Raw genomic sequence first — 26,675 nt, 5'->3', positions numbered from 1 at the left:
ACGCCTCAGCGGGTCGGGTCACCCAGCTCGGCGCGGAAGCGGTCGAGCGCCGCAGCGGTCGCGGCCTCGTCACGCTCGGCCATCGGCACCAGCAGCTCGGCCACGACGTCGCACAGCTCCGCGAGACGGATGTTGAGCTGGCGGCACTCCTGCACCTCGGCCTCGAGCGAGGCCACCCGCTCGCGCAGCTCGGCGATCTCGCCGCCCCCGAGCCGGTTGCGGACCACACGGGTCACCGATGCCATGACACCACCATCCTCATGATCGCGGGCGCCGCGGCGCCCTCGTCCTCGGGGTCGGCCAGGCCGACCTCCAGCTCGCTGGTGAGCAGTTCGTGCTCGATCGTGCCGCCCGCGGCCGCGATGAGCGCGGCGAGCTCGTCGCGATCGAGCGCACGCAGCCTCCAGGCCCTGCTGCGCGCCGTGGGCGCGACCTGGACCTGGAGGAAGCACCGGCCTCCCTCGCGGGTGAGGACCCGCGCCAGGCGCAGGAAGTTGCGCCGCGCGTGCGCCTCGGTGGCGTCCAGCACGTGGTGCGCCAGCACCACCCTCGGCCCCGGGGTCCGCGAGAGGCGGGCGATCGTCTCCATGACCGAGCGGATCTCGGCCAGGTTCAGCCAGGTCAGCTCCACCCGGTCGCGGACGACGCGCCCCTCGCCGGCCGCGGCGCCCACGCCACGTTCGGCCAGGCGCAGATCCGGTGCGAAGTAGTCGAGCCCGACCACGCGGGCGGCATCGCCGCGCTCGGCGAGCCAGACGACGTCCAGGCCGCGACCGCAGCCGACGTCGACGAAGCAGGCGCCGGCCGGACTCTGGGCGTGGGCCCAGGCCGCGAACGTGCTGGGCGCGGTCGCGACGGGCTCGGAGCGAGCCCGGAAGCGGCGCCACCGCACCTCGAGACCGGTGCGCAGGCCGCGGAACCAGCCGTCGAGACGACGCTGGGTGGAGACGAGCGTCGTGAACTTGTAGGCCGGGTCGGGCACCCGCCAGGACGGTCCGTACATGGCCTCGAGCAGGTGCTCGGGCTGCGCGGGCACTGGCACCTCCCGCTCCCCGAGCCGTGCCGTGCCGCGGGGGTGGAGCCACTCGGAGCGGAACGGGTGGCCGACCTCGCCCATGAGGTAGAGCATGTCGTCGCGCAGGAAGCCGCCGAAGACGTCGAGGCCGCGCCAGGAACTCTCGCCCTCACGCACGAGCACCTTGAGCCCGAGCCCGCTGTAGCGCTGGACGCGGTACCCCATCGCCAGCAGGCGCCGCTGCAGCGCGAAGGACTCGCGGATGGCGTCGACGGGGTGCGCGTGCTGCGACACGTACCCGATGTCGGCGTCGGAGTCGTGGCCGATGAAGTCGCCGTCGCGCACGGCGCCCAGCAGCGTGCCGTAGGCCACGAAGGGCTGGACGCCGGCCCGCTCCAGCGCCGCGAGCACGTCGTCCAGCGCAGCCGCCAGCGGCTCCATCGCCGTGCGGTCGCTGTCGCCGAAGAGGCGGTGCAGCTTCATGCTCTTGTCCATGCCGAGCGGCCGGCCCTGGCCGTCGACCACGGCCACGACACCCTGCCCGTCGCCGAGCACGGCGTCGGCGCTGATCCACGTCGAGCCGTCGACCGGCGAGCGGAGCGACACCGTCACCGCACCGTTGAGGAAGCGCTTCAGCTGGGCGGGCCAGGCGAAGAAGCGCGTGCCGTCGCGCGCGACCGTGTCGCGCTCGAGCCAGAACGACAGCACCCGCTGCTCCCCGAAGACGACGTTGACCGCGAAGTCGCCACGACCCTCGATGCGCAGCCCGTCGTCGTCGACCACCAGCGCGCTGATCGGGGCGTCGGGTCGCCGATCGGTCGCTGCCACGAGGCGGGACTCTATCCGTTCATCTCCCGGTCACCGTCGCGGACGCGCAGCTCGGCGAGCAGCGAGGCCACCAGGCGCCCAGCCGCGTCGAGGAGCGCGGCGTCGTCCACGGGCTCGGGCTCGGGTCGCGGCGCCTGTGTGGGCGAGGGCAGCAGGTCGTCCAGGTCGCCGACCACGGACACTCCGGCGTCCTCGATGAGGCGGCGCGCACGCCGGGTGCGCGCCGCGCAGTCGCGGGCCAGGTCGGGGGGCAGTGCGGCCGCGGCGGGAGGGCCTCCGGCGGCCGCCGAGCGCAGGTGCTCCTCGGCCAGCACCCCGCGCAACCAGCGCCCGCGGTCGACGGCTCTCCCGCGGAAGGCACCGAGGTGCGGGCTGATGCGGCGCAGCAGCTCCAGCTCGACCAGCCCCAGCGACACGTTGGCCGGCGTCGGCGGCGCACTGACGTCGGCGTCCGCCACGTCGACCAGCGAGGCGAAGCGACGCCACAGCTCGGCCGGGCGCTGCGAGCCGTCCGCCGGCACCGTGACCACGTGCAGCCGCTCCGCGGGCACGGCGGACAACCAGCGCTCGAGCACGCCGGCCAGGTCCCACGCGCGCCACCCGAAGGTCAGCGCGTCCTGCCGGGCCGCGGCCACCAGGTCCAGGGCGGCACCGTTCTTCACCTGCTCCTGCCAGCCGCTCACGAGCACCGCCGCGGCCGGGCGGGCGGTGAGGACGACGTGGACCTCCGCGGCGTCCGGCAGCCCCTCGAGGTCGTCGAGCGCCCGCCGCGCCTGCGCGGTGGACGCCGCGCACCCGAACTCGTGGCTCAGGACGACGTCGCGCCCGCGCGCGAGGGCGGCGCCGGCGTCGTCCACGAGCCGTGGCCAGGAACCGCGGGCTCGCGGGTCGCGGTCGGCGAGGTCGGCACCGATCACCTCGAGGCTCGCCCAGAGGTGCTCACGACGAACGCGGCCGGGCACGTGCAGCCCGGCCGCGTCCAGGGTGTCGCGGTGCGACCACAGCACGTCCTGCAGATAGGTCGTGCCGGTCTTGGGCAGGCCGATGTGCCACCACATCCGACCCGCCATGGCGAGGAGCCTCGCAGGTGGGGACTAGATCTTGTAGTCCTTGAGCATCGCGCGGCCGATGATCATCTTCTGGATGTCGCTGGTGCCCTCGCCGATGAGCATGAACTTGACCTCGCGCATGATGCGCTCGATCTCGTACTCCTTGGAGTAGCCGTAGCCGCCGTGGATGCGGAAGGAGTCCTCCACGACCTCGTTGGCGTACTCCGAGGCGAGCATCTTGGCCATGCCGGCCTCGACATCCATGCGGCGGCCGGTGTCCTTGAGGCGGGCGGCGCGCACCATCATCGTGTGGATGGTCTCGACCTTGGTGGCCATCTCGGCCAGGCGGAAGAGCACGGCCTGGTGGTCGGCGATCTGCTTGCCGAAGGTCTTGCGCTGCTGGGCGTAGTTGACGCCGAGCTCGAAGGCGCGGATCGCGAGACCGCAGGCGCGGGCGGCGACGTTCACGCGACCGACCTCGACGCCGTCCATCATGTGGAAGAAGCCCTGGCCGGGCTCGCCGCCGAGCACCTGGTCGGCGGAGATGATGTGGCCGTCGAGCACCAGCTCGGTGGTGTCGATGCCCTTGTAGCCCATCTTGTCGATCTTGCCCGGCACGGTGACGCCCTGGGCGGTCTCGCCGACGCCGGACTCCTTCTCGATGAGGAAGGTCGTCATGTTGCGGTAGGGGGTGTCGGCGCCCTCGTCGGTCTTCACGAGCACCGCGACGAGGTTGGCCGAGCCGCCGTTGGTCAGCCACATCTTCTGGCCGGTGATCGAGTAGTTGCCGTCGTCGAGCTTCGTGGCCTTGGTGGAGATGGCCGCGACGTCGGAGCCGAGGCCCGGCTCGGACATCGAGAAGGCACCGCGGATCTCGCCGGTGGCCATGCGGGGCAGGTACTTCTGCTTCTGCTCCTCCGTGCCGTGCTGCATGATCATGTAGGCCACGATGAAGTGGGTGTTGATCACGCCGGAGACGCTCATCCAGCCGCGGGCGATCTCCTCCACGCACAGGGCGTAGGTGAGCAGCGACTCGCCGAGGCCGCCGTACTCCTCGGGGATCATGAGCCCGAAGACGCCGAGCTCCTTGAGGCCCTCGATGATGTCGGTCGGGTACTCGTCGGCGTGCTCGAGCTCTTGGGCCACGGGGATGATCTGCTCGTCCGTGAAGATACGGACGGCCTTGAGGATCTCCTCCTGGACGTCGGTCAGGTCGTCGGTCTGCGCAAGGCGGCCCATCGGGTTCTCACTTCCTCAGCAAGTCTTGGGACAAGCCGATGTTACCGGCTGGTCACAACGGACGGCGAGGGTTGGCCGCGTTCCTGGACGTGACGGATGCGACACCCGGCGCGGGCCGGGTCGGCACCGCCGCGATCCGACCGAGGAGCGCCGACGACGTGCTCGCCTACCACCAAGGATCCGCCATCCGAGGGCGCGACACGCCGAGGCCGGTGGACCGCAGCAGTCACTTCAGTCACACTGATCGCCAGCAATCCCACCACACGTGTTCTCAGATCGCGTACATCCGACCCGATTCGGAGTGTCGTCATGACGCCTGCCCGTCCGCACCGCCTCCTCCGCACCGCCCTTCCCCGCCTGCGACGGGGCCCCGCGAGTCGGCGCCGGCTGGCGACCCTCGCGACCGCCGCGGCGCTGGCGGCCGGCACCCTCGGCGCTGCGGGGAGCACCGGCCTGGCGAGCGCGAGCGAGAGCGCGGCCCGGTCGGGGAGCACGAGCGTCAGCGCCCGCAGCGCGACCCCGACGTCCTTCCAGGTGGCCACGTTCAACCTGCTGGGCAACAGCCACACCGTCGCGGGCGGCAAGAACGAGTCGATGGACAGCGGACCGGTGCGCACCGTGCGCGCCGTGAAGCTGCTGGACCGCCTCGGCATCGACCTCGCCGGGTTCCAGGAGATGGAGCCGGTCCAGTTCGACCGCTTCACCGCAGTGACCCGCGGCGCCTGGCAGACCTGGCCGGGCCGCACGGTCAAGGACGGCACCTTCAGCTCGCTCGGCTGGCGCACCGCCGACTGGACCGCGGTCGTCAAGACCACCTACACCACGCCCTACTTCTACGGGCGTACCCGGCCGCGTCCGCTGGTGCAGCTGCGCAACAACCACACCGGCCAGCTGGTGTGGTTCACCAACACCCACAACCCCTCCAACACCCGCGGCGACGCCCAGAAGTGGCGCGACGCCTCCGAGCGCATCCAGGCAGCGCTGGTCAACAGGCTGCGCCGAGCCACGCCGAGCATCCCGGTGATCTTCACCGGCGACATGAACGACCGCGAGCGCTTCTACTGCCCCGTCACCTACCTGACCGAGCTCGAGTCGGCCTCCGGCGGCCGCCACGAGGACGTGCCCGGCGGCGCGTGCCAGCCGGCGAGGCCGGTGCAGATCGACTGGATCATGGGCACCCCCGACATCGCCTGGAGCGGGTACGAGGCGTTGCGCGACGACTACGTCAAGGTGACCACCGACCACCCGGTCATCCACGCCACCGCCACCATCGCCCCGCAGCCGGCCCGCGCGGCCGGCGTGCGCCGTGTCGTGGTGATCGACGCGCAGGGGCTGCGCTCGCGGATGATCAGCCGCACGCGCACCCCGAACATCGCCGCGCTGCTGGACCGCTCGGCGTCCACGCTGCAGGCCCGCTCGGACGTCGGATCGCGGCTCGCGCTGCCCAACACCATCAGCCTCCTCACCGGCCGCACGGTGCGGCGGGCCTCCGGCGGGCACGGCGTCGCCACCAGCCGCGATCCGCGCACGACGGTGCACCGCACCGCCGGTCAGTACGTCTCCAGCGTCTTCGACATCGCGCACAACCTGGGCCTGCGCACCGCCTTCTACTCGGGCGACCCGCGCAGCGCGATCGTGCCGCGTACCTGGGCGGGCGCCTCGGCGGGACGCGACTCCTACGGACCCGACAACGGCCGCAACAAGATCACCTCGCGGCTGATCGGCTCCGACCCCGCGGTCGTCTCCGCCACCCAGCGCAGCTTCAGCCGCGGCCCCGCAGCCCTCACCGTGGTGCAGCTCAACGACGCCCTCCAGGCGGGCGCCGCCCGCGGCTGGCGCAGCACCGCCTACTTCCGGGCCGTCGCGGCGCTCGACCGGCGCGTCGGCGCGATCCTGCGCACGATCAGGAGCGACGCCGCCACCGCCACGTCCACCATGGTGATCCTCACCTCGGGCACCACCGGGGCGCCCGCGAGCGAGGGCTACGGCGTGCCGCTCGCGGTGTGGGGCGGCGGCATCGGCAAGGCCGACCTCTACCGGCTCAACCCGGCCTGGACCGACCCCCGCAACAACGCGACCTCGCGTCGTCCGCTGCGCACGGGCGACGTGGCCAACCTCGTCGAGAGCGCACTCGCCCTGCCGGTGGTGCCGCGCAGCACCTACAACACCGCGCTGAGCCTCGACGTCTTCGGCCGCTGAGCGCGGCTCGTCCGACGACGCCGAGGCCCACCGCTACGGTGGACCCGTGAGCGCCACACCGTCCCGCGTCTTCGCGGCCCGACTGGTGGGGCTGCCCATCTTCGACCCGCAGGGCGACCAGGTGGGCAAGGTGCGCGACCTCGTGGTGTCGATGCGGGCCGAGGGCACGCAGCCCCGCGTGCTGGGCATGGTGGCCGAGGTGTTCGGTCGACGGCGGATCTTCGTGCCGATGACCCGGGTGACCAACATCGACGCCGGCCACGTCTACACCACCGGCCTGCTCAATATGCGCCGCTTCGAGCAGCGCTCCACCGAGACGCTGGTGATCGGGCAGATGCTCGACCGCACGGTGACGATCACGGTCGGTGCGGGCACCGTGGTGAGCGGCACCGTCTACGACGTCGCCATGGAGCCGGCGCGCAACCGCGACTGGGTGCTGTGCCGCGTGGCGGTGCGCGAGCCGTCGAAGGGGTTCCGACGCCGCGGGCAGACCCACGTGGTGGAGTGGCGCGACGTCAGCGGGCTCACGCGCACCGACGAGCGGCAGGGCGCCACCCACCTCGCCGCGGCACTCAACGAGATGCGCCCCGCGGACGCCGCGAGCGTCCTGCACGACCTCCCGCCCGACCGGCGCACGGCCGTCGCCCTCGCCCTGGACGACGAGCGGCTCGCCGACGTCCTCGAGGAGCTGCCCGACAGCGACCAGGTCGAGATCCTCAAGGGGCTCGACTCCGAGCGCGCGGCCGACGTCCTCGAGGAGATGTCGCCGGACGACGCCGCCGACCTCGTGCGCGACCTGCCGCCCGAGACCGCCGAGATCCTGCTCGAGCTGATGGAGCCCGAGGAGGCCGAGGACGTGCGGCGCCTCATGAGCTACGTCGAGGACACCGCGGGCGCGATGATGACCTCGGAGCCCGTGATCCTCGGGCCCGACGCCACCATCGCCGACGCCCTGGCCCACGTGCGCAACCCCGAGCTCACCCCCGCCCTGGCCGCGCTGGTGTACGTGTGCCGCCAGCCGCTGGAGACGCCCACCGGCAAGCTCCTCGGCGTCGCCCACATCCAGCGCCTGCTCCGCGAGCCGCCGTCGACCCTCGTCGCCGGCGCGCTCGACGACTCGCTGGAGTGGCTGCGCCCCGAGGCCAGCACCGACGAGGTGGCCGCGCACCTGGCCACCTACAACCTGGTGGCGGCCCCGGTGGTCGACGAGAACGGCCGGCTGCTCGGTGCCGTCACGGTCGACGACCTGCTCGACCACATGCTGCCCGCCAACTGGCGCGACCGCGCCCCCGGCCGCACGAGCGGACGACGATGAGCGAGCCGCGTCGCGAGCGCCTCGACACCCCGCGCGAGGAGCGCCGCCAGCTGGTGCGGCGTCCCAGCTACAACGCCGACACCTTCGGGGTGTTCGCCGAGCAGTTCGCCCGCTTCATGGGCACGGCGACCTTCCTCATCTACATGTCGCTGTTCGTCGTCGGCTGGGTCACGTGGAACCTCGCCGCGCCCGACGACCTCCGCTTCGACGACTACCCCTTCATCTTCCTCACCCTCATGCTCAGCCTCCAGGCCTCCTACGCCGCCCCGCTGATCCTGCTGGCCCAGAACCGCCAGGAGGCCCGCGACCGGGTGATCGCCGAGCAGGACCGCCAGGCCGACGCCCGCGCCCACGCCGACATGGAGTTCCTCGCCCGCGAGGTCGCCTCGCTGCGGATGTCGGTGGGCGAGGTGGCCACCCGCGACTTCCTGCGCTCGGAGCTGCGCGGTCTGCTGGCCGACCTCGACGAACGTGACGAGCGCGCCGAGAAGGCCGAGAAGGCCGAGAAGGACCGCCAGGAAGGCGGGCCGGAGCGGGGTGCGGCGTCTCACCGCGACCGCGACGACGACGCCCGACCGAGCACTGCCTAGACTCGACCAGCGTGAGCCACCCGCAGCCTACGGTCAGCACCGAGCAGGTCATGACCGCCCTCGCCAAGGTCAACGACCCCGAGATCAAGCGCCCGATCACCGAGCTGGGCATGGTCGACGCCGTCGACATCTCCGCCGGTGACGGCGGCGCGGAGGTCCTGGTCAAGGCGCTGCTCACGGTGGCCGGCTGCCCGCTGAAGGACACCATCACCCGCGACGTGACCGCAGCAGTGAGCGCGATCCCCGGCGTCGTCCGCGTGGGGGTCGAGCTCGGCGTGATGAGCGCCGAGCAGCGCCAGGGGCTCCACGAGACCCTTCGCGGCGGTCAGGCGCAGCGCGAGATCCCGTTCGCGCAGCCCGGCAACCTCACCAAGGTCTTCGCGATCGCCTCGGGCAAGGGCGGCGTGGGCAAGTCGTCGGTCACGGTCAACCTCGCGCTCGCGCTGGCGCGCCAGGGCCGCAAGGTCGGCCTCGTGGACGCCGACGTGTACGGCCACTCGGTGCCGGCGATGCTCGGCGTGGCCGATGCGCGCCCCACCCAGGTCGAGGACCTCATCATGCCGGTGCCCACCGCCTCGGGCGTCTCGGTGATCTCGATCGGCATGCTCAAGCCGCGCCGCGACCAGGTGGTGGCCTGGCGCGGCCCGATGCTCGACCGCGCCCTCGTGCAGATGCTCTCCGACGTCTACTGGGGCGCCCTCGACGTGCTGCTCCTCGACCTGCCTCCGGGCACGGGCGACATCGCGATCTCGATGGGCCAGCACCTGCCGGGCGCCGAGGTCGTCGTGGTCACGACCCCGCAGGAGGCCGCCGCCGAGGTCGCCGAGCGGGCAGGCACGATGGCCTCGATGATGCACCAGCGCGTCGTCGGCGTCGTCGAGAACATGAGCTACTACCTCCACACCAACCCCGACGGGTCGCAGGAGAAGCTCGAGATCTTCGGCAGCGGCGGCGGCGAGCGCGTCGCAGCCACGCTCTCGCAGCGCTTTGGCTACGACGTGCCGGTGCTTGGCCGGATCCCGATCGACGTCGCGCTGCGCGAGGGCGGTGACGCCGGTCGACCTATCGTCGAGGCTGCGCCCGACTCCCCCGCCGCACGCGAGCTCGCCGGCATCGCCGAGCGGCTCGGCGGTCGCGGCCGCGGCCTCGCCGGCCTGCAGCTCGGCCTGACGCCCACCAGCAAGTTCTGATCCGGCGCGGGCGAGAGCGGGCGAGGACGCATGTTCGGGATCGGGTTCGGTGAGCTGGCCGTCATCATGGTGCTGGCGATCATCGTCTTCGGCCCCGACAAGCTGCCCGACGTCGCTCGTCAGGCGGGGCAGATGGTGCGCCAGCTGCGCAGGTTCGCCACCAACGCCCGCGACGAGCTGCGCGCCGAGCTCGGGCCGGAGTACTCCGACCTCGAGCTCACCGACCTCGATCCACGGGCGATCGTGCGCAAGCACATCGCCGAGGCGATGGCCGAGATCGACGAGATCGACGACGCCGTCAACGACCGGCCCTCAGTCGCTTCGCCCGGGCCGCTGAGCCCGGGCGAGCGCCCGCCGTTCGACCACGACGCCACCTGAGCGCTCCCGTCCTCCGGCCGGCTCGCCGCCCCGGCCTGGCGGTCAGCCGTGCGAGCGCACCGCGGCGAGGGCGCTGAAGGCGACCAGCTGGACGCGCCGGTCCTCGCCCTCGACCAGCTCGCAGAAGTCCTGCCCGACGCGCCGGAGGAAGCCCTCGAGGCGGTCGCCGCCGATCAGGTGGACGACGCACTCCTCCCCCGCCTCGGCGATGCGGCGCAGCGCGGATCCGAGACCGAGCCGGGTCAGCGGTGACCAGGCCGCTTCGGGCACGGCACGCACGGAGGCGCCCTGCACGGTGCTGACCGCCGCTGTTGACACGATCCAGTCGACGTCGCCGGCCGCCACCAGCAGCCAGCCGTCGGCGACCCGCTCCAACACGCCGCCGACCGCCCCCGGAACCCCGTTCAGACGCACCGACACCTCGGAGCCGACGCTTGCCATGAGCCGGCCCGCCAGCGACACGGTCTGATACTCGGCGCGGCTGCGGTCGACGTGCTCGGCGAGGCGCTCGGTGGCGCTGAGGGAGGAGGCCTGGGCCTCGAGGTCGTCGAACAGCGCGAACAGCTCGCTCTCCCAACCCATGCCTCCACCCTCGCACGGACCGACCGGCCGGCCTCACGCGGGCCTGGGGAAGAGCGGTTGCGATGCGTCTCGAATCGATCCATGCTGAGTCAAACGCAATCAAACGCATGGTTCGTGAGGGATCTCGGGATGATCGACCACGTCTGGCGACGCCGTCGCCTCCTGGCGCTCGCCGCCGCCAGCACGGCGACGACGATCGGCGCCACGACGGCCCTCGGGCCCGGAGCGCTCGCGCTGCTGGGCCAGGAGCCCGGCGACTTCGCCACGCTCTGCGTGCGCGCGTGCTCGCTCCTGAGCATCGCTGCCCTGCTGGCGCTCAGCCTGCTCGCCGCCGACCTGCTGCGCCGTGACCTCGCCGGCACGCTCGCGACCGGACGGCTCCCCGGCCCGCAGCGCTGGCTGCTGGCCGCCTGCGGGGTGGCCGCTCTCAGCGGCGTCGGCCTGGCCGCGCCCGCCGGTGCCGCCGAGCTCCCCGGCGCCCCGAGCGCGAGCCCGGCCGCGACACCGACGCAGATCGGGAGCGGCGCCGCAGCGGCGGCGGAGCAGCTGGAGCCTCTGGACCCGCGTCGACTCGTCGGCCTGCCGCTGCCCGAGCGGGCCGCGGCACCCGAGCCCGCCGCGGCACCGAGCCTCGCACCGGCGCCGGAGCAGCAGGCGCCCTCGACGTCCCCGCGCACCCTGGTGCCCGCGGCGCCGTCGACGACCCCGCCCTCGTCAGCTCGGCCGCCGGTGCGGCCCGCAGCGCCCGGCGCACCGGCCAGCCCGGCAGCACACCCCGAGCGGCCCGGCAGCACCGGCGGCGATCGCTCCCACCCTCCGTCACCGCGGCCTGCGGCGCCCGCGCCGACGCCCCGGGAGGTCACCGTGGCGCCGGGTGACTCGCTGTGGCGCCTGGCCGAGCGCCACGCCGCGCCGTCGCAGGTGGGGGCCTACTGGGTGCGCCTGCGCGAGCTCAACGCCGATCGCCTCGCCGGCTCCCCCGACCTGCTGCACCCCGGTCAGCGCCTGCGGCTCCCGACACCTCCGGCCGACCCGATCACCCCATCCACGCCCGTCGCACCCCAGGAGGACCGATGACCGCCCTGCCGCAACCGCTGCTGCTCCCCTTCCGCGCCCCCGCTCCCGTCGCCTCCACCCAGGGCTCGCTGGCCCTGGCCCTCCTGCCCCGGCAGGGCCCGCCGGAGGAGCCCGCCCCCGACAGCGCACCCGAGGCATCGGACGACGGCGGGCCGGCGCCGGCGAGTCCCGACTCCTCGCCCGGACCCGCGGAGACGACGCACCGCCGACCCCGCCCGCTGCCGCCGCGGCCGGCGCACCCGCGCGTCGGCGCCGACGTGGTCGGCGTGGAGGCCCGCCTGCGTCGCACGATCGAGGAGTGGACCCACCGCTTCGCGCAGGCCGCGGTCGAGATCGTCGGCGGCGATCGCCCCGTCACGCAGCTCGTGCGCTGGACGTCGTCCACGGTGTACGAGGACCTGCGCCGTCGCGCCCACCTGGTCGCCCTCGCGGGCGGGCACCAGCCGGGCCTGGCCCGCGTGCAGCCCGTGCGGCCGCGGGTGCACAGCGTGCGCACCTGCTTCCTGTCCGAGGACGTCGTCGAGTGCGGTGTGCACGTGCGCTACGGCCCCCGCTCGCGTGCCGTGGCCCTGCGCTTCGAGCGCCGTCAGCAGCGCTGGATCTGCACGGCGGCCGACTTCGCCTGAGCGCCCGCCACCAGACGCCGTCGGATCCACCCCACCCCGAAGCAGCAAGGGGGTGACGCAGGTCACGTTCGGGCCGCTACGGTGCGACCATGGCTGATCACACCTCTCGGGCTCTTCCCGTCCCCCGTCGTCCTCGCCGTCTGCGCCGCGCAGCCGGACTCGCCGCCGCTGTCGCGGCCACCGCCGCCCTGACCCCGCTCGGCGCGTCCCCCGCCAGGGCGGACGGTCCCGGGGCCGGCACCCCCTGGGTGGTCTCGGTCGGCGACTCCTACATCTCCGGTGAGGCGGGGCGCTGGGCCGGCTCCTCCAACGACTCCTCCGCCCGCGCCGACGCACTCGGGGCCAGCGCCTACAACGACAACGCCACCGGCACGGGCGAGGCCATCGAGCGGTGCCATCGCTCCCGCAGCGCCGAGATCCACATCGGCAACGGCGTGAGCAGCCTCAACCTCGCCTGCTCGGGCGCCACCACCGCCACCACCACCGGCGACTACTTCAAGCCCGGGCTCGACTTCTACAGCGGCACCGCAGGCGTCGGGCAGGCACGGGCGCTGCAGACCTTCGCCAGCACCCACAACGTGCGGATGGTCGCGGTCTCGATCGGCGGGAACGACTTCGGCTTTGCCGGCGTCGTGCAGCAGTGCGTGCAGGACTTCCTGCTCTCGCCCTCGTGGTGGCGCGACTACTGCAACGACGACAGCAGCGTGACCGCCAACTTCACCAGCGCCAACGTCGCGGCCGTGCGGGGGCGCATCGCCGGCGCCCTGACGAACGTGCGCACCGCGATGCGCAACGCCGGCTACAGCGACGGTCAGTGGACGATGCTGGTGCAGACCTACCCCTCGCCTCTGCCCAGCGGCGGAGGTCTGCGCTACAGCCAGAGCGGCTACACCCGCCAGAACACCGGCGGCTGCGGCTTCTGGGACGCCGACGCCACCTGGGCCAACACCACCGCGCTGCCCACGATCAACGGCGCCGTGACCGGCGCGATCAGCCAGGCGGGCATCGCCAACGCGAAGGTCCTCGATCTCGCCGCGACGATGAACGGGCGCCGGCTCTGCGAGACGGGCGTCGGCCTCTACGAGGAGGTCGGGCTGGCGAGCTGGCGGAGCTCCGGCGCCGTCGACCGCACCGAGTGGGTCAACCAGATCCGCACCATCACCACGGCGGGCAGCAGCCCCTACTACATCCAGGAGTCGCTGCACCCCAACTACTGGGGCCAGCTCGCCGTCCGCAGCTGCGTGCGTCAGGCCTACAACGCCGGCACCCCCCGCGGCGGCTCGTGCGTGCGCAGTGCCAACGGCCTCGTCAACGGCGAGCCTGCGATGACCCTGCGCTGAGGGCGCAGGGTCCCCACGGGCACGAGAGCCCCCTTCCGCTGGCGGAAGGGGGCTCTCGCGTTGTGCTCTGTGCGCGGCGCCGGGTCAGCCGTTGACGCGCGTGGTCAGCCCGCTCGGGCCGCCGGGGGCGCCGTGGCAGCGCTTGTACTTCTTGCCCGAGCCGCAGGGGCACAGCGCGTTGCGACCCACCTCGTCGACACTGTCGTCGGTGGACGACGCGGTGCCGCGCCGCACCTCCTCGTGACCCGTCTCGTCGGGCGCGGAGTAGGCGAGCTGGGCCGGCTTGGCCAGGTCGAGACCCTTGGCGCTGACCTTCGGCGCGGAGGGGGCCAGCCCCTGCGAGATCGAGCCGAGGTCGACGCCACCACCGGCACCGAGGCCGATCGGGGGCTCGGCGAGCGCACCCTCGTGCATCGGGCCCGCGTGGCGGGTGCCGTCGGGGTGGTAGTGGAACTCCTCCTCCTCGACCTGGACCTCCAGGTTGAAGAGGAATCCGACCGTCTCCTCCTTGATGCCGTCCATCATGGCGGTGAACATGTCGAAGCCCTCGCGCTGGTACTCCACGAGGGGGTCGCGCTGGGAGTAGGCGCGCAGGTAGATGCCCTCGCGCAGGTAGTCCATCTCGTAGAGGTGCTCGCGCCACTTGCGGTCGAGGACCGAGAGCAGCACGCGACGCTCGAGCTCGCGCGCGACCTCCTCGCCGACCTCCTCCTCGCGGCGGTCGTAGGCGGCGTGAGCGTCGGCCTTGAGCTGCTCGATGAGGTCCGACTTCTCGAGCGCGGCCTGCGAGCCGGCGTCCTCGACGAGGTCCTTCCACGACAGTGACACCGGCCAGAACTGCTTGAGGTCGGTCCACAGCTGCTCGAGGTCCCACTCCTCGGAGAAGTCGTCCAGCGCGCCCTCGACGTAGCCGGCGACGACGTCGTCGATGAAGGTGCGGATCTGCTCCTCGAGGTCGACGCCCTCGAGCACCTGACGCCGCTCGCCGTAGATCACCTTGCGCTGGCGGTCCATCACGTCGTCGTACTTCAAGACGTTCTTGCGGGACTCGAAGTTCTGCGACTCGACCTGGCCCTGCGCGTTGGCGATGGCGTTGGTGACGCGCTTGTTCTCGATCGGGACGTCGTCGGGGATCTTGAGCATCAGCAGGACGCGGTCGACCCAGTCGGACTTGAAAAGCCGCATGAGCTCGTCCTGCAGCGAGAGGTAGAAGCGGCTCTCGCCGGGGTCGCCCTGACGACCCGATCGACCTCGCAGCTGGTTGTCGATGCGGCGCGACTCGTGGCGCTCGGTGCCGATCACGTAGAGGCCGCCGAGCTCCTTGACCTCGTCGTGCTCCTTCTCGACCTGCTCGCGGATCTTCTCGAGCATCGCGGGCCAAGCGGCGTCGTACTCTTCGGCCGTCTCGCCGGAAGGTTCGAGGCCCTGCTTGCGCAGCTCCTGGTCGGCGAGGAACTCGACCGAGCCGCCGAGCATGATGTCGGTGCCTCGACCGGCCATGTTCGTCGCCACGGTGACGGCGCCCTTGTGGCCCGCCATGGCCACGATCTTGGCCTCCTCGGCGTGCACCTTGGCGTTGAGCACCGAGTGCGCGATGCCCTTCTTGCGCAGGGCCTGCGAGAGGTACTCCGACTTCTCGACCGACACGGTGCCGACGAGCACCGGCTGCCCGGTGGCGTGCCGCTCCGCGATGTCCTCGACGACCGCGTCGTACTTGGCCTCCTCGGTGCGGTAGACGAGGTCGGGCTGGTCGATGCGCTGCATCTTGCGGTTGGTCGGGATCGGGACGACGCCGAGCTTGTAGATCTTGTCGAACTCGGAGGCCTCGGTCATGGCCGTGCCGGTCATGCCCGAGAGCTTCTCGTAGAGGCGGAAGTAGTTCTGCAGCGTGACGGTGGCGAGGGTCTGGTACTCCTCGCGGACCTTCACGCCCTCCTTGGCCTCGATCGCCTGGTGCAGACCGTCGTTGTAGCGACGCCCTGCCAGCATGCGGCCGGTGTGCTCGTCGACGATGAGCACCTCGCCCTCCATGACGACGTACTCCTTGTCGTTGCGGAAGAGCTCCTTGGCCTTGATCGAGTTGTGCAGGAAGGAGATGAGCGGGGTGTTGGCCGACTCGTAGAGGTTCTCGATGCCGAGGTGGTCCTCGACCTTGGTGATGCCGGCCTCGAGCACCGAGATGGTGCGCTTCTTCTCGTCGACCTCGTAGTCGACGTCCTTGGTGAGCTTCTGCGCGATCTTGGCGAACTCGCCGTACCACTTGACCTCGTCCTGCGTGGGACCGCTGATGATGAGGGGGGTGCGCGCCTCGTCGATGAGGATGGAGTCGACCTCGTCGACGATGGCGAAGTTGTGGCCGCGCTGGACGCACTCCTCGATGGAGGAGGCCATGTTGTCGCGCAGGTAGTCGAAACCGAGCTCGTTGTTGGTGCCGTAGGTGATGTCGCAGGCGTAGGCCTCGCGCCGCTCGGCGGGACGCATCTCGGGCAGGATCACGCCGACGGTGAGCCCGAGGAAGTGGTGGACGCGACCCATCATCTCGGACTGGAACTTCGCCAGGTCGTCGTTGACGGTGACGACGTGCACGCCCTTGCCCTCGTGGGCGGTGCGGTAGGCGGGCAGGGTCGAGACGAGCGTCTTGCCCTCACCGGTCTTCATCTCGGCGATGTTGCCCAGGTGCAGCGCGGCGCCGCCCATCACCTGCACGTCGAAGTGGCGCTGCCCGAGGACGCGGCGGGCGGCCTCGCGCACGGTGGCGAAGGCCTCCGGCATGAGGTCGTCGAGGGTCTCGCCGTCGGCGAGACGCTGGCGGAACTCGTCGGTCATCCCGCGCAGTTCGTCGTCGGACATCGCCGTGAAGTCGTCCTCGATGGCGTTGACGGCCTTCGCGATGCTCTCGAGCTGGCGGAGGATCTTGCCCTCGCCGATACGGAGCAGCTTGTCGATGATCACTGGCACCCGGCCACTCTACCCAGGGTCCTCGCGAGTCAGGATTCGTGGCGGCGGTCGTACTCCGCCCATGCCGCGGCGCGCTCGCGCTCGATCTTGCGGCCGAGCCCGTAGGCGGTTCCCCAGAGCAGGGCGAAGAGCGGACCGAGCACCCACATGAACCCCACGACGAAGCCCAGGCCGATGGCGGCGACCTGGATGAGGTGGCCCATCAGGTAGGCCTGCTCGCGCCGCAGCGAGCCGGCGACGAGGAGGCTGAGGAGCGCGAGGCCGAGACCGATGGCGAGCGCGAGCGACGGCTGCACGTCCGCCAGCGAGATCATCACCGGGGTGGTCAGCGCCAAGGTGATGGCCTCGAGCGTCAGCACCGCGGCGCACATCGAGCGCCGGGGCGACCGTGTGCGTTCGGGGTCCACCGGCGCGGGCTGCGGATCGACGGTGCTCATCGCGGACCTCCGAGCAGGGCGCGGGCCTCCCCGACCGTGACCACCGAGCCCGTGACGAGGACGGCCCCCGAGCTCAGCGCGTCGCGGCTGTCGGCCTCGGCGAGCGCGGCGGCGGCGTCGATCGCGTCGGCGAGCGAGGGCACCACGCTGACCCTGTCTTCGCCGAACACCTCGACCGCGAGCTCGCCCAGCCGCTCGGCCGACAGCGCGCGGTCGGTGGAGTTGCGGGTGACGACGACGTGGTCGAGGGCCGGCTCGAACTCGGCGAGGAGGCCCTCGACGTCCTTGTCGCCCATCACGCTGAGCACACCGACCACGGGCTCGAAGGAGAAGGAGTCCTCGAGCGCCGCCACCACGGCCCGCGCGCCGTGCGGGTTGTGGGCGGCGTCGAGCAGGACGACGGGACTGCGGCGCACGATCTCGAGGCGCCCGGGTGAGCTGACCTCGGCGAAGGCCCCGCGGACGACGTCGTCGCCGAGGGGCTCGTCGCCCCCCACGAAGGCCTCGACGGCGGCGAGGGCCACCGCGGCGTTCTGGGCCTGATGGGCGCCGTAGAGAGGGAGGAAGACCTCGTCGTAGCGACCTCGCAGACCCTGCAGCGTGACCGCCTGGCCGCCGACCGCGGGCACGCGCCCGACGACACCGAACTCGAGGCCCTCGCGGGCGATCGTGGCCCCGACCTCGACGGCCCGCTCGAGCAGCACGGCCCCGGCGTCGGCGTCCTGCTGGGCGAGGACGGCGAAGGCCCCGGGCTTGATGATGCCGGCCTTCTCGCGGGCGATCGCCGCGGTGGTGTCGCCGAGGTACTGGGCATGGTCGAGCCCGATCGGGGTGACGACGGCGACGTCGGCGTCGATGACGTTGGTGGCGTCCCACGACCCGCCCATGCCGACCTCCACCACGGCGACGTCGACGGGTGCGTCGGCGAAGGCCGCGTAGGCCATGCCGACGACGGTCTCGAAGAAGCTGAGGGGATGGGGGCCGGCGGCGTCCACGAGGTGGGTGTAGGGGGCGACGTCGTTGAAGGCGCGCACGAAGGCCTCGTCGTCCAGGGGCTCGCCGTCGACGCTGATGCGCTCGGCCATGCGCTCGACGTGCGGGCTGGTGAACCGGCCGGTGCGCAGGTCGAGTGCGCGGAGCAGCGCGTCGATCATGCGCGAGGTCGAGGTCTTGCCGTTGGTGCCCGTGAGGTGGATCGAGCGGTAGGCCCGCTGCGGGTCGCCGAGGAGCTCGGTGAAGGCCCGGATCCGGTCGAGCGAGGGCTCCAGGCGGGTCTCGGGCCAGCGCGAGAGGAGGGCGTCCTCGACCTCCGCCACGGTCGCTGCGGGGCGGGCGACGGGCCGAGCGTCGGATTCGTCGTGCGCCTCGAAGGCGGTGGGGGCGTCAGTCATGGCACCCCGAGTCTATTTGAGCCTCCCCAGCCCGGCGCGATCGGCGGACGATCCGGGGCGAGTCGACCGCGACGGTGGCGCTCAGGCCGGGCGCGTCGGCTGCGGGGTGCTGCGGGCGACCCGGGCGATCTCGGCGACCATCGCCCGCACACCTGCCCCGGTGAGGTGGACGCCGTCCGGCGCGAACCACTCGGGATGCCCCTTCGACAGCCGGTGGAAGTCGACGACGCCGACGTTGGCATGGCGGCGCGCCACCGTGCGGATCGCGCGCACGCTGTCGTCCTCCCAGGAGCGGTCGACGCGCGGGGTGATGAGGAGGACGCGGGCGGCGCGGTGCCCGCGGACGAACGTGTCGAGGTCGTCGGTGTCGATCGCGCCGTTCGTGCCGATGCCGAGCACGTAGGTGGCACCGGGCCGGTTGAAGCGGGCGAACCGATTGGCCACCTTCAGCCCGTCCCAGGGCTGGCGACCCACGCGGGCGTCGATGCTGATGCCGGGGGCGATGCGCTCGAGGCGACCCGAGATGTCGATCATCAGGGAGTCGCCGATGGCCACCGTGGCGCGACCCGTGAGCGGGACGACGGGGGGCGCCGCGGGTCGTGCCGCTCCCCCAGAGGCGGGGCTCGCTCCGGGCGCGGGCTCCGCGGGGATCACCGGTTCCGCGGTGTCGGCCGCCGCCCCCACCGTGACGACGCTGGGTCCGTGATCGCGCTCGATCGGCCCGATGGCACCGGTGAGGCCGAGCATCGCCACGGCGGCGACCACCATCGCGCCCAGCAGGCTGCCCGACCTGGCGGGGGCGGAGAGCGCCGCGAGACGTCGCCGCAGCCGGCGCAGGGCGCCGCGCACCCCCCAGCGCAGCACGGGCCGCTCGACCCAGCGGTAGCTGGCTGCGGCGAGGGCCAGCGTCAGCCCTACCACCAGCACCGCCTTGAGCGGCGAGAAGTCGTTGAGGTCCGCCGGCGTGGAGCAGGCGATGAGCACCGGGTAGTGCCACAGGTAGATGGCGTAGGAGCGGCGTCCGAACCAGCCCGGCAGGCCTCGGTCGAGACCGGCCGGGAGCGAGAGCGCCGGCGACTGGGCGGCGACGACCACGGCACCGGCCGCCACGGCGGCGAGCAGGAGGCCGCCGCGGTAGACGAGGACGGCGTCATCACCCAGCGAGCGCACCAGCACGACCAGCACGCCGGCGCCGACGGCCAGGAGCAGGCGCGCTCGCCATGGCGTGAGGTCGAGGGCCGGGCGCGGACGACTGCCCGCAGCACCGCCACGGTGCAGCGCCAGGGCCAGCAGGGCGCCCACCAGCAGCTCGGCCGCACGGGTGTCGGTGCCCATGTAGGCGCGGCTCGGGTCGTCGGCCCCGACGTGCAGCACCGCCAGCAGGAGGGTCGAGAGCACGGCCGCGCCGCCCACCGCCAGCAGCGCAGTGCGTCGCCGGCGCAGCAGCAGGATCAGTGCGAGCAGCACCGGCGGCCAGAACAGGTAGAACTGCTCCTCCACCGCCAGGCTCCAGAAGTGCGCCAACGGCGAGGGCAGGGCGAACGACTCGAAGTAGGAGACGTCGCGCAGGATCATCGACCAATTGCTGACGTAGCCGAGCGCCGCCCAGGCGTCACCGGGCAGGCGCACGAGCAGGTCGCGCTGCACGAGCGTGGCCCAAGCCAGCGCCGCCACCACCACCAGGTAGGCGGCCGGCAGCAGTCGGCGGATGCGACGCCGGTAGAAGGCCCCGAGGTCGACCGAGCCGGTGGTGCGCAGCTCCTCCAGCAGCAGCCGGGTGATCAGGTAGCCCGAGATGACGAAGAAGATCGTCACGCCCAGGAATCCGCCCGGCAGGCCCGGCACGTGGAGGTGGTAGCCGACCACCAGCAGCACCGCGACGGCCCGCAGGGTGTCGAGGCCCGCGATCCGTTCCCGCGCGGGGGCGACCGGGCGTCGTCCACGGGCGGCGGCGGGGGGCAGCCGGTCGGGTTGTGCGGGGCGAGCGGCGCGCTCGCAGGCGTCGGGACGGGCCGGCAGGTCGGTGGCCGGGGACGTGGGCGAGGGCTCCGGGCGTGAGACGAGGGCGGTCATCGCCGCAGGACCATACGCAGCCATCCGGCGACCTGCCACATCAGCGGCTCGGCCGCGTCGAAGACCCCCGCATGACGCCAGAAACCGTGGATCTGGCCGAGGTAGCGGGTCGCCACCACTTCGACACCGGCCTCGGCGAGGGTGAGGGCCAGGTGCTCGCCCTCGTCACGCAGCGGGTCGTGCTCGGCCGTGACGACGAGGGTGGGCGGCAGCCCGCCGAGCGTCGGCGAGAGCAGCGGAGCGAGGTCGGGGTGGGTGAGGTCGGCGGGGTCGGCCGCGTACTGCTCCCAGTACCAGGCTGCTTCGCTGGCCTCGAAGCCGTCGGCGTGGGTGCGGTAGGACTCGAACGAGGCCGTGGGGTCCAGGAAGGGGTAGATGAGGACGACGCCCGCGAACCGCCCGGGGTGCCGCAGGGCCGTGACGAGCGCGAGGTTGCCGCCCGCACTGTCGCCGTGGGCGAAGGCGGGCTGCGTGGCGAGCTCGGGCTGGGTGTCGATCCAGGCGAGCGCCGCGCCCAGGTCGTCCGGAGCGGCCGGGAAGCGGTGCTCCGGCGGCCGGCGGTAGTCGACGCTGAGCACCGCGACGCCCGCGGCGGCCGCGAATCGGCGCACGGCGGCGTCGTGGACCTCGACGTCGTTGAAGACGAAGCCGCCCCCGTGGGCGTGCAGCACGACGGCGTCGAAGCCGTCGGGGAGGTACAGGCGCGCCGGCACCCCGCCAGCGTCGACGTCGCGCACCTCGGCGATCTCGACGCGCTCCTGACCGGCCGCTGCCTCGCGGTCCTCCCGACGCGCCTGCTCGATGTCGAAAGCATCGTCGGTGACCGAGATACCGCCTGCCGAGGCCTCCACGGCCCGGCGCGCCTGGGGGTACAGCGTCATGGCGCCCAGGCTAGGTGGAGCGGGCCTCGCGATCGGGCGGATCGCCGGGGAAAGTCGCCAAATCTCGCGGGATCCGGCTCACAGCGGTCCCGTCTCCCGGTGCAGGGCGAGGTGAGCGGTGTCGACCACCGCCTCGAACCCGAGGCCGAGGTACAGCCGGTTCGACACCGGGTTGGCCTGGTCGGTGAAGAGCACCACCCGGTGCCCCGCGGCTCGCTGGTCGGCCGCGATCTGGCTCACCGCAGAGGCCGCGTACCCCCTGCCCCGATGCTCGGCCGGGGTGAACACGGGGCCGATGCGGACCACGCCCAGCGCCGGCGGGTTGGCGGCGGTGAGGTGGCGGGGGCCGCCGTCGTCCTCCCACAGCCAGATGGTGCCGATCGCGATCCGGGCGCGGACGTCGTCCACGACCTCGTCGCCCTCGCCCTCCGCGCTGTGCGCCGCCGTACGCCCCGCCTGCTTGTCGGCGTCGCGATGGAAGCGGCGGAACCAGTCCACCGCGAGGTCGAGGTCGTCGTCCTCGACGCGGCGCAACCGCCCGGTGGCGACCTCGGCGGGCGGGCGCAGCGTACCCAGCTCGAACAGCCGCATGTGCAGGTCGACCTGCGGGTCGCCGCCGCGGAGCCGGGCCACCTCGGCAGCGAGGACGTCGACCGCCGGGCGCAGCCCGTTGACCGATGTCACGGGCTCGCCGCGCTCGACCACCGCGCGTGCCAGGGCGCGGGCGGCGTCCTCGGGCTGGTCGAGCACGTAGATCGGGTGGGGTTCGAACGCCGCCGTGCGCATCGCCGCCCCGACGACCTCGCCGTCGTCCTCGACGACGGCGAACCAGTCGTAGGGCGAGCCGGGCGCATGACCGCTGCGTCGCCATCGTTCGGCCACCGTCGCCACGACGGTGGCCGTGACGGGGCGTTCGTCGAGATAGCGCCCCGCCTGCTCGAGGAAGGCGACCGGGTCGCCGAGGAACCTGACTCCGAGATCAGCCACGGACCCATCCTCGACCATGCGGCCTCGCCGGACCACCGGGATTCGCGCGGCGCGCGGCGCCGCAGATCACCGGCAGGCAGCGGTGGATCAGCTGCCGAGGCGCTCGAGCTCCTCCTCGACCACCGCGGTGTCGAGCTTGGTGAACACCGGCGTCGGCTTGGCGACCGGGCGCCCCACCTCGAGCCGACGACGGCCCCATGCGGGCACGCCGGAGTAGTCGCCGGTGATGATCGGGTAGGAGCGTGAGGCGTCGTCGAGGTCGGCCACCTCGTCGATGCGCGGCATCGGCGCCACGCCGCCGGGGCCCCCGAACGCGGCGTCGACGGCGTTGGCCGAGAACGGCAGGAACGGGCTCAGGACGAGGTTGAGGTCGTCGATGCACTGCGCCGCCACGTGCAGGATCGTGGCGAGGCGCTCGCGCTGGTCGTCGCCCTTGAGCTTCCAGGGCTCGTGGTCGGACACGTACTTGTTGACCTCGCCCACCGCGCGCATCGCCTCGCCGATCGCCTGCTTCTGGCGGTGGCGGCCGATGAGGTCGCCGACGGTGGTGAAGGCGGTCTCGGTGACGCCCAGCACGGCGCGGTCGGCGTCGGTGAGCTCGCCCGCGGCCGGGATCTCGCCGAAGTTCTTGGCGATCAGGTTGGCGATGCGGTTGACCAGGTTGCCCCAGCCGGCCACGAGCTCGTCGTTGGTGCGGCGCACGAACTCGGCCCAGGTGAAGTCGGAGTCCTGGCTCTCCGGCCCCGCAGCGGCCACGAAGTAGCGGAAGGCGTCGGGCTGGTAGCGCGCCAGCAGGTCGCGCACGTAGATCACGACCTTCTTCGACGACGAGAACTTGCGCCCCTCCATGGTGAGGAACTCCGAGGAGACGACCTCGGTGGGCAGGTTGAGCTCGCCCAGCTCGCGCGCGGTGCCTCCCCTGGCGCCGTGGCCGGCGTAGGCGAGCAGCTCGGCGGGCCAGATCTGGGAGTGGAAGGTGATGTTGTCCTTGCCCATGAAGTAGTACGACAGCGCCTCGGGGTCGTTCCACCACGACCGCCAGGCCTCGGGGTCGCCCGAGCGGCGCGCCCACTCGATGGAGGCCGAGAGGTAGCCGATCACGGCGTCGAACCACACGTAGAGCTTCTTCGTGGGGTTCTCGCGCCATCCGTCGAGCGGCACCGCGATGCCCCAGTCGATGTCGCGGGTCATGGCGCGCGGGCGGATCTCGTCGAGGATGTTCTTGGAGAACCGGATGACGTTGGGGCGCCACAGCCCCGTCGCCTCCCGACCGTCGAGCCACTGCGTGAGGGCCTCGGCGAGGGCGGGGAGGTCGAGGAAGAAGTGCTGGGTCTCGACGAACTCCGGCGTCTCGCCGTTGATCTTCGATCGCGGGTCGATGAGGTCGTGCGGGTCGAGCTGGTTGCCGCAGTTGTCGCACTGGTCGCCGCGCGCGCCGTCGGCACCGCAGATGGGGCAGGTGCCCTCGATGTAGCGGTCGGGCAGCGTGCGCCCCGTGGACGGCGAGATCGCGCCGTAGGTGGTCTGCTCGACGAAGTAGCCGTTCTCCCAGACGCCGAGGAAGAGCTCCTGCACGACCGCGTGGTGGTTGCGCGTGGTGGTGCGGGTGTAGAGGTCGTAGGTGACGCCGAGACCGACGAGGTCCTCCACGATCAGGCGGTGGTTGCGGTCCACCAGCTCCTGCGGCGTGATGCCGGCCTCGTCGGCGGCGATCAGGATCGGGGTGCCGTGCTCGTCGGAGCCGGACACCATCAGCACCTCGTTGCCCGCCATGCGCTGGTAGCGGCTGAACACGTCGGAGGGCACACCGAAGCCCGCCACGTGCCCGATGTGGCGGGGTCCGTTGGCGTAGGGCCAGGCGACGGCGGAGAGGACGTGCGTCATGCCCGCAAGCCTAGGGGCTGCACGTCGTCCACGGATGCGCACCATCCTTGCCACGTCGGCGACCACGGGGCGGGTGGCCGGTGGCCGCCGGCGGCGAGGTACCGGAGGCGACGTCGACCGCGCGCGCGGCAGCGTGTCGCCCGCGCCGTAGGCGCGTCGTGGACGAGGACGGGCCCGGAGGGCCCTCCTCGCCCACGACCGGCGACACGCTCGCGCCTACGAAAAATCGAGGTCGCCGGAGCGGGTGCGCTTGAGCTCGTAGAAGTACGGGAAGGCCGCGACGGCGACGGCGCCGTCCCAGAGCCGGCCGGCGTCGTCGCCGCGGGGGATCTTGGAGAGCACGGGGCCGAAGAAGGCCGATCCGTTGACGTGGATCGTGGGGGTGCCCACGTCGTCGCCGACGGCGTCCATGCCCTCGTGGTGGGAGCGGGCGACGGCGTCGTCGAACGAGCTGTCGCCGAGTGCGTCGATGAGGTCGGCGTCGAGGCCGGCTTCGGCGAGGGCCTCGGCGACGAGGGCGCGGCCGTCGTCCCCCTCCTCGTGCAGCGTGCGGCCACCGGGGTGAATGCGCTCGCCGAGGGCGTCGTAGAGCGGCTTGATGGCCTCGTCGCCGTGGCGCTCGGCGGCGGCGACGAGCACACGCACCGGGCCCCAGGCGGGGGCGAGGAGGGCCCGGTAGCCCTCGGGGAGGTCGCGGTCCTTGTTGAGGTAGGCGAGGCTCATGACGTGCCAGACGACCTCGATGTCGCGCACCTTCTCGACCTCGAGGATCCACCGCGAGGTGATCCAGGCGAAGGGGCAGAGGGGGTCGACCCAGATGTCGGCGCGGTCGCGGGTGGTGGTGGAGTCAGCCATGACCGCCCAACCCGGGGCCGCGCGGACGCATTCCCGGGTCGGCCGGGCCGGCTCAGCGGACGACGACCGAGGCGGACGCCGTGCCGGCGGGCACTCCGGCCGATCCGAGGTAGCGCACGGTCACCGGCTTGCGGCCCGACGACGACTCGACCGTGATCCGGGCCTTCCCACCGACCAGGCGCACCTCCTGGGCCGCGCGGCGTCCGACCTTGATCGAGACCGTGCCGGGCACGGGGTCGATCCCGGTGGCCTTGACGCTCACCCACACGGTGGCGGTGCGCTCGCCGCCGGCGGTGATCACCTTGATGGTGCCGGGGCTGGTGACGAGGCCGGCCGAGGCGGTCTCGGAGGCGGGGGCGTAGTTGCGGCGGGTGAGGTTGACCTGCACGCCGATGCGGTGCAGGACGTCCGCCGCGCCCAGGCGGAACGTGGGGCCGGTCGCCCCCGGGATCGGGATGCCGTCGCGCAGCCACTGCACGGTGCGCTTCGCGTCGGCGGGGTTCGTGGTGCCGCCCGCGACCTCGAGGGTCTGGCCCACCTGGGGGCGCCCGGCGATGCGCAGGGGCGAGGTCACCTCGATGACGCCCATGAGCACGGTGCCGACCTTGAGGGTGGGAGCCGCCGCGGCCGTGTAGCCCTCGGTGCGCGCGACGGGTCGCACGGTGATCACCTTGCCGACGAGGGTCGGCGTGAGCTCGAGGGTCGGGCCGGTGTTGGCGGTCAGGAGCTTGGCGTCGGCGTACCAGCGCCACCCGACCGTCGAGGGCTTGGGCTTCCATGAGCCCGACGTGGCCGTGAGGGTCTCGTCGACCAGCGGTTCGCCGGTCACGACCGGCGGCTGGGCGAGCGTGAAGCTGCCGGGCGACACCGCAGGCGTGGCGGCCGAGGTCGTGATGCCGTCGGTGTAACCGGCGCGCTTGGCGCGGACCCGCACCGCCACGGTCTTGCCGAGGTCGCCGGGTCGCAGCGTGAAGGTGGGCGTGGTGATGCCGGTGGACGACCCGCCGACGAGCCACAGGTAGCTCAGGGCGGTAGGAGCGACCGACCACTTGGCCTTGCCGGCCTTCAGCACCTGACCGACGGCCGGGGTGCCGGCGATGGCCGGTGGCGCCTGCGGCACCACGCGCTTGTCGGTGATGTGGATGAAGCCGCTCGGCCAGCGGCCGCTGTCCTTGCTGATGCGGCGCCAGTGGAACGTGCCGCCCCAGGAGTCCTCGGAAATGATGATCTCGGTCGGGGAGATCACCCTCTCGACGATCGCGACGTGGCCGGCCGAGCCGCTGCCGTTGTCGTAGCGGGCCCACCAGGCGACGGCGCCGACGTTCGGGGTCTGGTCGGTCAGGTTCGCCAGTCGCAGTCCCCACTGGCTCGCATTGCCGTTGCCGCTCCAGGGCCGCGTGGTCGGCCCGCCCGCCTTGATCACGCGGTAGGCGACGTAGTTCGTGCAGTTGTGCCCGGAGTACATGTTCCAGTACATCCGGTCGTTCACCGCGGAGTAGCCGGCATCGGAGTATCCGGCGTCGATGCAGCCGGAGTAGCCGCTGCACAGCCGCGTGTTGGTGGCGGCGGGCGCGAGCTGCACCAGCGGGCTGCGGGCTGTGGCGAACACCAGGAGGGTCGCGAGGAGGGCGCTGGCGACGAGCGTCGTCGTCCAGCGCGCGGCCGATCCCGGGATACGCATGCCGAACACCATCGGCCACAGACGTGCGGTCTTGCAACAAAAACCCCATAAATCCCGCGTGTCACCGGCGTGTCGCGTTGACTTTCGAGAATTACATCGT

At 72.4% G+C, this 26,675-nt stretch carries 22 protein-coding genes; 8 read left to right on the top strand and 14 right to left on the bottom strand.

All coding sequences use genetic code 11. The features are described 5' to 3' along the window. Positions 1–5: 5 nt before the first annotated feature. From ACERUN_RS18950 to ACERUN_RS18935, 4 genes are read right to left on the bottom strand one after another with little or no spacing between them, the layout of a single operon-like run. Positions 6–245 (bottom strand): DUF6752 domain-containing protein, encoded by a 240-nt coding sequence (locus ACERUN_RS18950; protein ID WP_370291668.1) that lies wholly within the window; start codon positions 243–245, stop codon positions 6–8. Further along, positions 233–1,843 carry a hypothetical protein gene (locus ACERUN_RS18945; protein WP_370291667.1) on the bottom strand — a complete coding sequence of 537 codons (1,611 nt, stop codon included), beginning with the start codon at positions 1,841–1,843 and terminating at the stop codon, positions 233–235. The genes ACERUN_RS18950 and ACERUN_RS18945 overlap by 13 nt, the downstream gene beginning before the upstream one ends. A gap of 11 nt (positions 1,844–1,854) precedes the next feature. After that, positions 1,855–2,913 (bottom strand): hypothetical protein, encoded by a 1,059-nt coding sequence (locus tag ACERUN_RS18940; protein ID WP_370291666.1) that lies wholly within the window; start codon positions 2,911–2,913, stop codon positions 1,855–1,857. A gap of 24 nt (positions 2,914–2,937) precedes the next feature. After that, positions 2,938–4,131 (bottom strand): acyl-CoA dehydrogenase family protein, encoded by a 1,194-nt coding sequence (locus ACERUN_RS18935; RefSeq protein WP_370291665.1) that lies wholly within the window; start codon positions 4,129–4,131, stop codon positions 2,938–2,940. 309 nt (positions 4,132–4,440) lie between these two features. On the opposite strand from ACERUN_RS18935, the gene ACERUN_RS18930 reads away from it, so the two are divergent. Genes ACERUN_RS18930 through ACERUN_RS18910 form a run of 5 tightly spaced genes read left to right on the top strand, consistent with a single transcriptional unit; the run spans position 4,441 to position 9,803 of the window. Then, positions 4,441–6,330 carry an alkaline phosphatase family protein gene (locus tag ACERUN_RS18930; RefSeq protein WP_370291664.1) on the top strand — a complete coding sequence of 630 codons (1,890 nt, stop codon included), beginning with the start codon at positions 4,441–4,443 and terminating at the stop codon, positions 6,328–6,330. Positions 6,331–6,376: 46 nt separating this feature from the next. Then, a complete protein-coding gene (locus tag ACERUN_RS18925; protein ID WP_370291663.1) occupies positions 6,377–7,645 on the top strand; it encodes a magnesium transporter MgtE N-terminal domain-containing protein in 1,269 nt (422 codons plus the stop codon). Continuing rightward, complete coding sequence (locus tag ACERUN_RS18920) at positions 7,642–8,235, top strand: DUF1003 domain-containing protein (protein WP_370291662.1); 594 nt, start codon at positions 7,642–7,644, stop codon at positions 8,233–8,235. The genes ACERUN_RS18925 and ACERUN_RS18920 overlap by 4 nt, the downstream gene beginning before the upstream one ends. A gap of 50 nt (positions 8,236–8,285) precedes the next feature. Beyond that, complete coding sequence (locus ACERUN_RS18915; RefSeq protein WP_370291691.1) at positions 8,286–9,425, top strand: Mrp/NBP35 family ATP-binding protein; 1,140 nt, start codon at positions 8,286–8,288, stop codon at positions 9,423–9,425. Positions 9,426–9,455: 30 nt separating this feature from the next. Then, positions 9,456–9,803: a sec-independent translocase gene (locus ACERUN_RS18910; RefSeq protein WP_370291661.1), complete on the top strand. Its 348-nt coding sequence runs from the start codon at positions 9,456–9,458 to the stop codon at positions 9,801–9,803. A 42-nt stretch (positions 9,804–9,845) separates the two neighbouring features. On the opposite strand, the gene ACERUN_RS18905 is transcribed toward ACERUN_RS18910, so the two are convergent. Continuing rightward, positions 9,846–10,385, bottom strand: a complete 540-nt coding sequence (locus ACERUN_RS18905; RefSeq protein ID WP_370291660.1) for a hypothetical protein — start codon at positions 10,383–10,385, stop codon at positions 9,846–9,848. A gap of 129 nt (positions 10,386–10,514) precedes the next feature. On the opposite strand from ACERUN_RS18905, the gene ACERUN_RS18900 reads away from it, so the two are divergent. The 3 genes from ACERUN_RS18900 to ACERUN_RS18890 all read left to right on the top strand — a co-directional run bounded on the left by ACERUN_RS18900 (position 10,515) and on the right by ACERUN_RS18890 (position 13,428). Further along, positions 10,515–11,462 (top strand): LysM peptidoglycan-binding domain-containing protein, encoded by a 948-nt coding sequence (locus ACERUN_RS18900; RefSeq protein ID WP_370291659.1) that lies wholly within the window; start codon positions 10,515–10,517, stop codon positions 11,460–11,462. Continuing rightward, positions 11,459–12,088 carry an Rv3235 family protein gene (locus ACERUN_RS18895; protein WP_370291658.1) on the top strand — a complete coding sequence of 210 codons (630 nt, stop codon included), beginning with the start codon at positions 11,459–11,461 and terminating at the stop codon, positions 12,086–12,088. The genes ACERUN_RS18900 and ACERUN_RS18895 overlap by 4 nt, the downstream gene beginning before the upstream one ends. Positions 12,089–12,177: 89 nt before the next feature. Then, entirely contained in the window at positions 12,178–13,428 is a 1,251-nt protein-coding gene (locus ACERUN_RS18890) for a hypothetical protein (RefSeq protein ID WP_370291657.1), read from the top strand. Between the two features lie 84 nt (positions 13,429–13,512). Here the strand turns inward: ACERUN_RS18890 and secA are convergent, their stop codons facing one another. From secA to ACERUN_RS18845, 9 genes are all read right to left on the bottom strand, one after another. Next, positions 13,513–16,386 carry a preprotein translocase subunit SecA gene (gene secA / locus ACERUN_RS18885; RefSeq protein WP_370291656.1) on the bottom strand — a complete coding sequence of 958 codons (2,874 nt, stop codon included), beginning with the start codon at positions 16,384–16,386 and terminating at the stop codon, positions 13,513–13,515. A gap of 29 nt (positions 16,387–16,415) precedes the next feature. Then, positions 16,416–16,823 (bottom strand): DUF4233 domain-containing protein, encoded by a 408-nt coding sequence (locus ACERUN_RS18880; RefSeq protein ID WP_370291655.1) that lies wholly within the window; start codon positions 16,821–16,823, stop codon positions 16,416–16,418. Further along, positions 16,820–18,214, bottom strand: a complete 1,395-nt coding sequence (locus ACERUN_RS18875) for a folylpolyglutamate synthase/dihydrofolate synthase family protein (RefSeq protein WP_370291654.1) — start codon at positions 18,212–18,214, stop codon at positions 16,820–16,822. Before ACERUN_RS18875 ends, ACERUN_RS18880 begins: the two co-directional genes overlap by 4 nt. A gap of 81 nt (positions 18,215–18,295) precedes the next feature. Continuing rightward, a complete protein-coding gene (locus ACERUN_RS18870; protein ID WP_370291653.1) occupies positions 18,296–20,287 on the bottom strand; it encodes an acyltransferase family protein in 1,992 nt (663 codons plus the stop codon). Continuing rightward, the gene (locus ACERUN_RS18865; protein ID WP_370291652.1) at positions 20,284–21,168 is read right to left on the bottom strand and encodes an alpha/beta hydrolase; all 885 of its coding nucleotides are present in this window, start codon (positions 21,166–21,168) and stop codon (positions 20,284–20,286) included. Before ACERUN_RS18865 ends, ACERUN_RS18870 begins: the two co-directional genes overlap by 4 nt. A gap of 78 nt (positions 21,169–21,246) precedes the next feature. Next, positions 21,247–22,155 (bottom strand): GNAT family N-acetyltransferase, encoded by a 909-nt coding sequence (locus tag ACERUN_RS18860; protein ID WP_370291651.1) that lies wholly within the window; start codon positions 22,153–22,155, stop codon positions 21,247–21,249. An 87-nt stretch (positions 22,156–22,242) separates the two neighbouring features. Further along, positions 22,243–24,039 (bottom strand): methionine--tRNA ligase, encoded by a 1,797-nt coding sequence (gene metG, locus ACERUN_RS18855; RefSeq protein ID WP_370291650.1) that lies wholly within the window; start codon positions 24,037–24,039, stop codon positions 22,243–22,245. A 216-nt stretch (positions 24,040–24,255) separates the two neighbouring features. Next, the gene (locus ACERUN_RS18850) at positions 24,256–24,894 is read right to left on the bottom strand and encodes a disulfide bond formation protein DsbA (protein WP_370291649.1); all 639 of its coding nucleotides are present in this window, start codon (positions 24,892–24,894) and stop codon (positions 24,256–24,258) included. 52 nt (positions 24,895–24,946) lie between these two features. Next, the gene (locus ACERUN_RS18845) at positions 24,947–26,575 is read right to left on the bottom strand and encodes a CHAP domain-containing protein (protein WP_370291648.1); all 1,629 of its coding nucleotides are present in this window, start codon (positions 26,573–26,575) and stop codon (positions 24,947–24,949) included. Positions 26,576–26,675 lie beyond the last annotated feature (100 nt).

It is taken from the genome of Nocardioides sp. (genome assembly GCF_964229035.1).
Taxonomy (GTDB): domain Bacteria; phylum Actinomycetota; class Actinomycetes; order Propionibacteriales; family Nocardioidaceae; genus Nocardioides.
Note: the sequence above shows the minus strand (reverse complement) of the source record. Positions and strands in the feature narration are given on the sequence as shown.